Origin of the sequence: Nonomuraea sp. PA05 (assembly GCF_008086045.1) — a bacterium.
Classification (GTDB): domain Bacteria; phylum Actinomycetota; class Actinomycetes; order Streptosporangiales; family Streptosporangiaceae; genus Nonomuraea; species Nonomuraea monospora.
Genome location: NZ_VSEY01000059.1, coordinates 53,655 through 63,955 on the forward strand (window position 1 = coordinate 53,655; position 10,301 = coordinate 63,955).

Consider the following 10,301-nt stretch of genomic DNA (forward strand, 5'->3'; position numbering starts at 1 on the left):
GCGGCGAAAGGCTACAGCCTGGTCATGCGTGACCGGCCTGCCGAAACGGACACACGAGGATGAGTTATCACGGTCGCGGGAGTGTTGCAGGCACTCGCCGCGGCCGTTCCCGCTTGCGCGGGTCAGCGTAGAGCGCGCTCAAGAGCGGGGCATGGTGTGGAGCCAGCGGAGTTCGTTAATCATGTGATTCAGGGTCCCCGCGGCATCGGCCGGTGACAGCGGCCACGTGGCGATGCGCTCCGCGTGGGCCAGGATGCCTCGTGCAAGTCACGGATGAGCCGTCCGGCGCCGATGAGCGCGTCGTTGCCGCGGGTGTGCACAGGCAGGCGGTGCCCCGCGACCCGGCTGCCAGGCGGGATCGACAGGAACCTTTCCGTCCAGCTATGTCAGTACCTCGCGGCGGCGCACCACTCCCTGTGTCATCCGGCCGCCGACCAGCGGCTCGCCCTCGGCATCCCCCACCTGGCCAGTATGCCCTCACCCAACGGCGCCGCCCACGCGAAGCCGATGGTCCTGTCAAAACCTCTCAGCGGCTGACCGCGATTTCCCTCCGCACCCGCGACAACTTCTCGGGATTCCGCACGAAGTACAGCCCCGTCACCAGCCCATCGTCCACCCGCACTGCCACCACGTTGTCGATCTCCCCATCGATCCGGACGATCAGCGCGGGGCAACCGTTGATCTGCGCCGGCGTGGCCGTGACCCGGCCGCTGAGCTTGGGCAGGCCGACGTCCAGCAGATGAGCCACCTTGCCCGCCCCCACGACGGGATGCGGCACGGCCTGAACGACCCCGCCGCCGTCCGTCAGCAGGACGACGTCCGGCGCGAGAACGCCGAGCAGGTCCCGCAGGTCGCCCGTCTCGATGGCTCGTTTGAACGCCGCGAGCGCGTCACGGGACTCCGCCGGGGAGGCGGCGCTGCGCGGCCGGCGCGCCGCGACGTGTGCCCGCGCCCGGTGGGCGATCTGCCGCACCGTGACCGCGCTCTTGCCGACGGCCTCGGCGATCTCCTCGTACTCCAGCCCGAACACCTCGCGCAGCACGAACACGGCCCGCTCGGTCGGCTTGAGCGTCTCCAGCACCAGCAGCATCGCCATCGACACGCTCTCGGCCAGCTCGACGTCCTCGGCCACGTCGGGCGCGGTAAGCAGCGGCTCCGGCAGCCAGGGCCCGACGTAGGACTCCTTGCGTCGGCCGAGCACCCGCAGCCGTCCCAGGGCCTGCCGGGTGGTGATCTGCACCAGGTACGCCCGCTGGTCCCGCACCTCGCCGAGTTCGACGCCCACCCACCTCAGCCAGGTCTCCTGAAGAACGTCCTCGGCGTCGGCGGCCGAGCCGAGCAGCTCGTAGGCGACGGTGAACAGCAGGCTCCGGTGCGCGACGAACGCCTCGGTCGCGGCGTCCATGCGGCTCCCGCCACCGCCCGGCTCACCCGCGCCCACGCGACTGACGGCCCGCTCCCGCCTGGTGGGCTCACTCATGGCTGACTCCTGCCCGCGTCGCTTAGGTCGTCCCACACACGAGATGCCGCTCCCCACCGCCCTGTGACACCCGCCCGCGGTGGCATACATCACAAACCCGCACTGTCACGAGGACCGGCTCACTGGCATCTCCATGTCGTCAGGCACACGACACCACCAGTAAGTGAGGAAAACCCCCATGGACCTCCGTTTCAACATGTTCGCCAACGAACTCGGCGCCAAGTTCAGCAAGCGGCTGTACGGCGTCAGCACGGTGATCGAGCAGTCGTCGCTGCCCAAGGAGACGCAGTACCTGGTGATGACCCGCGCCAGCCAGATCAACGGCTGCGCCTTCTGCGTCGACTACCACACCAAGGACGCCGCGGCCGACGGCATGAGCGCGGTCCGGCTCAACCTGGTCGCCGTGTGGCGCGAGAGCACCGTCTTCACCGAGGCCGAGCGGGCGGCGCTGGCGCTCGCCGAGGAGGGCACCCGCCTCGCTGACGCCCACCTCGGGGTGTCGGACGAGACCTGGGAGCAGGTGCGCAAGCACTATGACGACGATCAGGTCGCCGCGTTGGTCGCGCTGGTCGCCATGATCAACGCCGCCAACCGGCTCAATGTGATTCTTCGGAACCAGGGTGGTTCCTACGAGGCTGGCATGTTCAGCGGGTTGTCGAGCTGAGCTGCCCGCCAATCCGGCCCGGAGTGATCTCAGCCCGGGCCGGATCGCGGATGCTTCCCGGCCTGTGTCTGCGGTGAGAATGCAAATAAAGGAGGTTCTTCGCTCATCCTCGACGGAATCAAGCCTATGATGGCTGCCTGAATGCTGGAAGGTGAGGCTGTGCTGATCCGCTTTGAGACGGCGAACTTCCGCTCGATGCTTGATCCGGTCGAGTTGTCGATGGTGGCCGTCGATCGGGACCGTGCCGAGGCGCATCCGGTGCCCAACTTGGGCGAGAGCTTGCTACCGGTCGCCGCGATCTTCGGTCCGAACGCCTCCGGCAAGTCCAACGTCATCGCCGCCATCACGTGGCTGCGCGTGGCCGTCCGTGAATCTCTGCGCATGTGGGACGACGAGATTCCTGTGGAGCCGTTCGCGTTCGGTGAGGGTCCGGGACGACCGTCCGAGTTCACGATCGAGTCCGTGATCTCCGGTGTGCGCTTCGAGTACATGGTTGAGCTCGATCGCCAGGCGGTGCGCTATGAAGCCTTGCTCCATTACCCGGAGAAGAAACGGCGGCGCATTTTCGAACGGGAAGGAAGTCAGTTCAAGCTTCAACGCGGTCTGGGAAGCATCTCCGGCACACGCAACCTGTTGACGCCTCGCACACTGGCGCTGTCGATCGCGCGACGGTTCGACGAGCCTGTAGTGTCCGACTTCGCGGATTGGCTGCTCGCCGCGCAGACTCTTGGCCTGCCTCCGCGTCGCCCACGAGGCCCGCAATATCGTACGGCGCGCTCCACCATGCGCTGGTTCGAAGAAGAACCGGGCGGCGACCAGATGCCATTGCCCGGTTTGGAGGAGGCGGGCGTGCTTTTCCAAGCAGACCGTGCCCAGGCGTTGGCTCTGCTCCGATTGGCGGATCTGGGTATCGACGACGTGCTGATCGATCAGTACGTGGTTGCCCATCCGGATGGCCCGCGAACGCAACGCCGGGTACGTCTCGTGCATCGAACGGCCAACGAGAAGGCGCCGCTCGACTTCGCCGCGGAGTCGGAGGGGACGCGCACCTGGTTTCATCTCATCGGCCCGGTGCTGGCAGCGCTGAAGGCCGGTTCGGTGCTGCTGTTCGACGAACTGGACGCGAGCTTGCACCCGACGCTCTCCATGCAGTTGCTGCGATTGTTCCACGACCCGGACACGAATCCGAAGGGTGCGCAGTTGGTCTTCACCTCGCACGACACAACGCTGCTGAATCACCTCAACAGGGACGAGGTATGGCTGACTGAGAAAGCCGAGGATGCTGTGACCAGGCTCGGCGCACTGGCGGAGTACGCCGGTGAGCGGGTTCGGAAGTCGCAGAACCTGGAGAAGGCATACCTGCATGGACGCTTCGGCGCACTGCCTGATGTCGATCGCACTGAATTCCTTCGGGCTCGCGGGCTGATCGGCTGATCGAAATGGCACCACGGAGAACCAAGGCGAAAGATCTACGCCGCAGGACGGCGAATCGCCCGGAGCGCAAGACCATCGTCGTGTTCTGCGAAGGCGAGGCGTCTGAGCCCGACTACATCAACGCCTTGAAGCGTTTGCCGGAGATCCGCGCCAATACGTCGATCAACGTCGAGATCGATCCCGGGCAAGGAGTACCGCTGACCCTGGTGAAGCGCGCGGTCGAGCGGAACCGCGATGACGAGGTAGACCAATGTTGGTGCGTGTTCGACGTCGAGTGGCCCAAAAATCACCCGAACCTGAAGCAGGCGATTCGGTTAGCACAGGAGCACGGTATCCGGCTCGCCATCTCGAATCCGTGTTTCGAGCTGTGGCTGATCCTGCACTTTGAGGACCAGACGGCATTCATCGGTACCAGAGAGGCCGAGAGCAGAAGCCGCAAGCTTGACGGGCGCACCGGAAAGCGCATCGATCCTGGCCAGTACATGCCGCGTCGGCACGAGGCGGTTCAGCGAGCGTTCTCGCTGACGAAACGCCATACCCGGCAAGAAAGCACATGTCCCGACGACAACCCGTCGTCGGCGATGGGGGAGTTGCTCGCCGCGATTCAACCTTCTTGACCGAATGGTGCGGTCGCGCGGTTCCGGTGTTGCTGGGTCCTTCCATTCCATGGGCATCAGACGAACGAGAGCGCCGAAGGCGCTGGGGTTGCGCCGCAGGCGCCTGATCAAAGCGCCTGAGCGCGACTGCGCGAAGCCCTTGTTTCGGGGTGGGCTCCCAACGGCCAGCCCGGTAAATGGGATTGGGGCGGGCGAGAGGCGCCGGAGGCGCCTGAATAACAGCGCCTGAGCTCCTTTGCGCGAAGCGCCTCCGGCGAAGCCCTTTTTCGGGGTGGGGGCCAGATGGGCAACCACCCCATCGAGCCACGGGTGGGTGGCTAGACGCCGAGGGCTGAGGGAAGGCTGAGCTCCTGAAGGAAGAGGGCCTCCGTGGTGGCGACCCGCCGCAGCTCCTCCAGATCCACGCGCTCGTTGGGCGCGTGGATGGCCGCTTCCTCGTCCTCAGCTCCGAACAAGAGGATCTCGGCCGCGGGGAACTGCCGCAGCAGCGTGTTGACCAGCGGGATCGACCCTCCGGCGCCGACGTCGCGCGGCGGCCGGCCGAAGGCGCGTTCCATGGCCCGGTTGAGGGCGGCGCGGGCCTTGCCGCCCGAGTCGGCCTGGTAGCCGGAGCCGACCGTGAAGTCGCCGAACGACACCTGCACGCCCCATGGCGCGACCTGGCGCAGGAACTCCACGACCGCGTTCACGGTGGTCTTGGGGTCGCCGGCCGGGGGGACGCGGACGGTGATGCGGGCGCGTACGGCGGGCTGGACCGCGTTGACGGCGCCGGACACGGTGGGGACGTCCAGGCCGGTGACGGTGATGGCGTAGGAGGACCAGAGCCGGTCGGCGAGCGAGCCGGAGCCGACGAGGGACACCCCGTCGAGCACTCCGGAGGTGCGCCTGAACTCCTCCTCCGACGGCCCCTGCCCGAGGAACGACCCGCGGGGCAGCCCGGGGACGCGGATGTCGCCGTTGTCGTCGTGCAGCGAGGTGAGCATGCGCATGAGGGCGGCGAGCGCGTCGGGGGCGGCGCCGCCGAAGGAGCCGCTGTGCACGGCCTCCTTCAGGGTGCGGACCTCGACGGTGAAGGCGGCCATGCCGCGCAGCGACGTGGTGACGGCCGGGTCGCCGACGCGCGGGTTGCCGGTGTCGGCGACGACGATGGCGTCGGCGCGCAGCAGGTCGGGGTTGCGTTCGACGAAGGCTTCCAGGCGGTCGCCCGCGTATTCTTCCTGGCCTTCGATGATGACCTTGATGCCCACGGGGAACTGGCCCTGGAAGCTCCGCAGGGCGGTGATGTGGGAGATGATGCCGGACTTGTCGTCGGCGGTGCCGCGTCCGTACAGGCGTCCGTCGATGAGCGTCGGCTCGAACGGCGGGGTGCGCCATGCGGCCGGGTCCCCCGCCGGCTGCACGTCGTAGTGCGCGTACAGGAGCACTGTGGGCATGCCGGGAGGCGCCGGGGCCTCGCCGAAGACGGCGGGGAAGCTGCCGTCGACGGGCACCTGCTGCACGCGCGGCAGGCCGGTGGAGCGCAGCAGCTCCTCCGTCATGGCGGCCGCGGCGAACACGGGCTCTTCCGGGTGCCCGGGGAAGGCCACGGACGGGATGGCGGCGAGCCGCTTGAGCTCCTCGACGGCCTGTGGCATCGCGGAGCGGACAGCGCTCTCGATCTGATCTGGAGTCACGGAGGGTCCCCCGGGGTCGTTCTTCACCTATTCACAGCGATTCGTCCATTGGATCACAACCGGCCCTGTGCTGCGGAAACGAGGTGCTGGGACGGCCTTGACCCGCGGGCTAATCTACCTGCGGATTTCGTTGTTGTTACATAGCGGTTCTGCGGATACCGATTTTCTTGCATAGTGCTGCGACCGATTCGCTTGGCAAACCCGCAGGTGAACCGTCACACTGTGGCTAGTTCAGACACGAGGGAAGATAACCATGACGCAGCCGGAACACGACGTCCTGAAGGCCGCGCAGGACAACCTGTGGTTGCACTTCACCAGGCACAGCGCCTACCAGCAGTCCGAGATCCCGACCATCGTGCGCGGTGAGGGGTCCTACGTCTACGACATCCACGGCAAGCGCTACCTCGACGGTCTGGCCGGGCTGTTCGTGGTCCAGGTGGGCCACGGGCGGCAGGAGCTGGCGGAGGCCGCCGCCAAGCAGGCCCAGGAGCTGGCGTTCTTCCCGCTGTGGTCCTACGCCCACCCTAAGGCGGCCGAGCTGGCCCAGCGCCTGGCCGCCTACACTCCCGGCGAGCTGAACCGCGTCTTCTTCACCACGGGCGGCGGTGAGGCGGTCGAGACCGCCTGGAAGCTGGCCAAGCAGTACTACAAGCTCATCGGCAAGCCGCTCAAGCACAAGGTCATCAGCCGCCAGATCGCCTACCACGGCACCCCGCAGGGCGCCCTGTCGATCACCGGCATCCCGGCGTTCAAGCAGATGTTCGAGCCGCTGGTGCCCGGCTCGGTGCGGGTGCCGAACACCAACCACTACCGCGCGGACGAGATCACCGGCGTCAAGGGCATGACGCCCGAGGAGTACGGCTTCTGGGCCGCCGAGCGCGTCGCCCGAGCCATCGAGATGGAGGGCCCCGACACGGTGGCCGCCGTCTTCGCCGAGCCCGTCCAGAACGCGGGCGGCTGCTTCCCGCCGCCCCCCGGCTACTTCCAGCGCCTGCGCGAGATCTGCGACGAGTACGACGTCCTGCTCGTCTCGGACGAGGTCATCTGCGCCTTCGGCCGGCTGGGCACCATGTTCGGCGGCCAGAAGTTCGACTACGTGCCCGACATCATCACCTGTGCCAAGGGCATGACCAGCGGTTACTCCCCGATCGGGGCGATGATCGCGCACGAGCGGCTGTTCGAGCCGTTCAAGGACGGCGACACCATGTTCGCCCACGGATACACCTTCGGCGGCCACCCGGTCTCCGCCGCCGTGGCACTGGCCAACCTCGACATCTTCGAGCGCGAGGACCTGCTGGGCCACGTGACGGCGAACGAGCCGCGCTTCAAGCAGACCCTCGACGACCTGCGCGACCTGCCCATCGTCGGCGACGTGCGCGGCTCCGGCTACTTCTGGGGCATCGAGCTGGTCAAGGACAAGGCCACCAAGGAGACGTTCACCGCCGACGAGTCGGAGCGGCTGCTGCGCGGGTACCTGTCGAAGGCGCTGTTCGACGCGGGCCTCTACTGCCGCGCCGACGACCGCGGCGACCCCGTCATCCAGCTCGCCCCACCGCTGATCGCCGGGCAGAAGGAGTTCGACGAGATCGGAGCGATCCTCCGCGGCGTGCTCGCCGAAGCCTGGGCTCAGCTCTGACACCCCTCAATCCGGTACGACGGAGTGCCGGTTCCCGAAAGGATCCACCGCCATGAAGATCGGCGTTCCAGCCGAGGTCAAAAACCACGAATATCGCGTCGCCGCCACCCCGGCGGGCGTGCACGAGCTGGTGCGCAACGGGCACGACGTCACCGTACAGCGGGGCGCCGGCCTGGGCTCGCAGATCACGGACGAGGAGTACCTCGCGGCCGGCGCGAAGATCCTCGACAGCGCCGACGCCGTCTGGGCCGGCGCCGACATGGTGCTCAAGGTCAAGGAGCCGATCGCCGAGGAGTACCACCGGCTGCGCGAGGGGCTGGTGCTGTTCACGTACCTGCACCTGGCCGCCTCCCGGCCGTGCACCGACGCGCTGCTCGGCGCGCGCACGACGGGCATCGCGTACGAGACCGTGCAGGTGGGCAACGCGCTGCCGCTGCTCGCCCCCATGTCCGAGGTGGCCGGAAGGCTGGCGCCGCAGGTGGGCGCCTACAACCTTATGCGCTTCAACGGCGGTCGGGGCGTCCTGCCCGGTGGCGTGCCCGGCGTGGCCCCGGCGAAGGTGGTCGTGATCGGCGGCGGCGTGTCCGGCCTGAACGCGGCGCAGATCGCCGTCGGCATGGGCGCCGACGTCACCGTGCTCGACACCAACATCGACCGGCTGCGCTTCATCGACGCCGTCTACCAGGGCCGCCTCAAGACGCTGGTCTCCACCTCGTACGCGATCGAGCAGGAGGTCCTCCAGGCCGACCTGGTCATCGGCGCGGTGCTGATCCCCGGCGCCAAGGCTCCGACGCTGGTCTCCAACGCCCTCGTCGCGCGCATGAAGCCGGGCTCGGTGCTCGTCGACATCGCCATCGACCAGGGCGGCTGCTTCGAGGACTCGCGCCCGACCACGCACGCCGAGCCGACGTACAAGGTGCACGAGTCGGTCTTCTACTGCGTGGCGAACATGCCGGGCTCCGTGGCCAACACCTCCACCTACGCCCTGACCAACGCGACGCTCCCGTACGCGGTGAAGCTCGCCAACCTGGGCTGGCGGGACGCGGTCAAGTCGGACGCGGGCCTGGCGGGCGGGCTCAACACGCACGGCGGCAAGCTGACGAACGAGCCGGTCGCCGAGGCGCTCGGTCTGCCGTACACGCCGGTCGCCGAGGTGGTGTGATGGTGTCAGGGGGCGCGGTCCGGCCGTGCCCCCTGACAACCTGAGGAGGAGCGATGACGCTCGGCATCAGTCAGGTCACCGTCTACGTCGAGGACCAGCAGCGCGCGGTCGACTTCTGGAGCGGCAGGATGGGCTTCGAGGTCGTGCGCGACATGCCGTACGGCGAGCACCGCTGGATCGAGGTCGAGCCGCCCGCGGGCGGCGCCCGGCTGGTCATCCACCACGCCGACCCGAGCTGGCCTGCGCTGGTCAAGGACCTGCCGAACTACGTGATGTTCCACACCGACGACATCGTCAAGACGCACCAGGAGCTGGTGGCGCGCGGGGTGGAATTCACCCAGCCGCCGAACCAGCAGCCGTGGGGCTGGTCGGCCGTCTTCAAGGACGACGACGGGCACCTGTTCCATCTGGGGCAGCGCTAGTCGGCGGATGCCGAGTGACAGTGCTGGTCAGCGGATGCCGAGCCGCCAGCGCAGGTCGCGGGCCGTCACCAGCACGTGCTGGAGCTCTCCGGGGCTGGGCCACGGCGCGCTGCCCGGCCGTACCAGCGCCCCCCGCACCGACGCCAGGTGCTCCACCGCGCTGGCGTGCGCGCCGCTGCGCTCCACCAGCCACGCCAGCACGTCGGAATGGTCGTGCAACGGCCTGGTGACCAGGTCCCACGTGGACAGCACCTCGGCCAGGTCGGCCGCCTCCAGCTCGGCCCCGCCCCTGCGCCGGGTGGCCGCCGCGGCCAGCTCGGCGCGGGCGGTCAGCTCGGGCTCGGCGGGTCTGGCCCAGGACGGCGGGGGCGGGTCGGCCAGCCATTCCTGCGCCTCCCCGTGCTGCCCGGCCACCGACAGCAGCCCGCCCAGCTCGACGGCGGCCCGGTGGTGCCCGGCCCGCGCCGCCTGCCTGAACCAGTGCTGCCCGCCCGCCAGGTCGCCGAACTCGGCGATGAGCAGCAGCCCGTAGTTGAAGGCGGATTCGGCGTCCCCGCCGGCCGCCGCCCGGCCGAACCAGTGGCTGGCGGCGGCCGTGTCGTCCAGCTCGACGCAGACGAACCCGGCCATCCGCTGGTCGTGGGCGCGCCCGGCGTTCGCGGCCTGCTCGAACCAGGCCCGCGCGGCCCGCAGGTCGCCCCTGGACAGCGCCACGCCGCCGAGCCGCGACGCGGCTCCCGGGTGCTCGCTCCTGGCCGATAGCCGGTAGTAGGCCTCGGCGCCCTCGGGGTCGCGGCTGGCGTGCAGGTAGAGGCCCAGGCAGTAGGCGGCGTCGGCGTGGCCGCCCCTGGCGGCGCACTCCCACCAGTGGACGGCTTCGGCGTCCTCGCCCGCGCAGTACGCCAGGAACCCCAGGTCGCAGGCGGAGGCCGCGTCGCCGCCCTCGGCCGCCCTGCGGTGCCACTCGCGGGCGGGGACGAGCTCGCCCGCGTCCTCGCACATCAGCGCGAGCCTGCGGGCGGCCGTCCTGGAGCCGGCGTTGGCGGCGCCCTCGAACCAGACCCTGGCCGCGCCGACGTCGCCGCGCTGCTCCAGCAGGAGCAGGGCCAGGTTCGTGGCGGCCTCGGCGTCGCCGGTGCTGGCGGCGGCCTCGTACCAGGTGACGGCGTCCTCCAGGCTGCCGTGTTTCTCGTGCCAGATGCCCAGGTTGTAG

The 10,301-nt window shown here is 68.9% G+C and carries 9 protein-coding genes; 6 read left to right on the plus strand and 3 right to left on the minus strand.

Features of this window, described 5'->3' with window-relative positions; genetic code table 11:
• Positions 1–526: 526 nt before the first annotated feature.
• Positions 527–1,405: an RNA polymerase sigma-70 factor gene (locus FXF51_RS53950; RefSeq protein WP_148442656.1), complete on the minus strand. Its 879-nt coding sequence runs from the start codon at positions 1,403–1,405 to the stop codon at positions 527–529.
• A gap of 253 nt (positions 1,406–1,658) precedes the next feature.
• Here FXF51_RS53950 and FXF51_RS53955 point away from each other — a divergent pair, with 253 nt between their 5' ends.
• From FXF51_RS53955 to FXF51_RS53965, 3 genes are all read left to right on the plus strand, one after another.
• Complete coding sequence (locus FXF51_RS53955) at positions 1,659–2,144, plus strand: carboxymuconolactone decarboxylase family protein (protein ID WP_148442640.1); 486 nt, start codon at positions 1,659–1,661, stop codon at positions 2,142–2,144.
• Between the two features lie 141 nt (positions 2,145–2,285).
• Positions 2,286–3,578: an AAA family ATPase gene (locus FXF51_RS53960; RefSeq protein WP_148442641.1), complete on the plus strand. Its 1,293-nt coding sequence runs from the start codon at positions 2,286–2,288 to the stop codon at positions 3,576–3,578.
• Positions 3,579–3,583: 5 nt separating this feature from the next.
• A complete protein-coding gene (locus tag FXF51_RS53965; protein ID WP_148442642.1) occupies positions 3,584–4,195 on the plus strand; it encodes an RloB family protein in 612 nt (203 codons plus the stop codon).
• Positions 4,196–4,512: 317 nt separating this feature from the next.
• Here FXF51_RS53965 and FXF51_RS53970 read toward each other — a convergent pair whose 3' ends face one another.
• Positions 4,513–5,868, minus strand: coding sequence for a dipeptidase (locus FXF51_RS53970; protein WP_148442643.1), 1,356 nt, complete (start codon positions 5,866–5,868; stop codon positions 4,513–4,515).
• A 253-nt stretch (positions 5,869–6,121) separates the two neighbouring features.
• Between FXF51_RS53970 and FXF51_RS53975 the strand changes: the two genes are divergently transcribed.
• Genes FXF51_RS53975 through FXF51_RS53985 form a run of 3 tightly spaced genes read left to right on the plus strand, consistent with a single transcriptional unit; the run spans position 6,122 to position 9,088 of the window.
• Positions 6,122–7,504: an aspartate aminotransferase family protein gene (locus FXF51_RS53975; RefSeq protein WP_148442645.1), complete on the plus strand. Its 1,383-nt coding sequence runs from the start codon at positions 6,122–6,124 to the stop codon at positions 7,502–7,504.
• A gap of 52 nt (positions 7,505–7,556) precedes the next feature.
• The gene (gene ald, locus FXF51_RS53980; protein WP_148442647.1) at positions 7,557–8,666 is read left to right on the plus strand and encodes an alanine dehydrogenase; all 1,110 of its coding nucleotides are present in this window, start codon (positions 7,557–7,559) and stop codon (positions 8,664–8,666) included.
• Between the two features lie 53 nt (positions 8,667–8,719).
• On the plus strand, positions 8,720–9,088 hold the full coding sequence (locus tag FXF51_RS53985) for a VOC family protein (RefSeq protein ID WP_148442649.1): 369 nt from the start codon (positions 8,720–8,722) through the stop codon (positions 9,086–9,088).
• Positions 9,089–9,115: 27 nt separating this feature from the next.
• On the opposite strand, the gene FXF51_RS61465 is transcribed toward FXF51_RS53985, so the two are convergent.
• Positions 9,116–10,301: tetratricopeptide repeat protein (locus tag FXF51_RS61465; protein WP_187415073.1), on the minus strand; the 1,186-nt coding region annotated here is incomplete at its 5' end.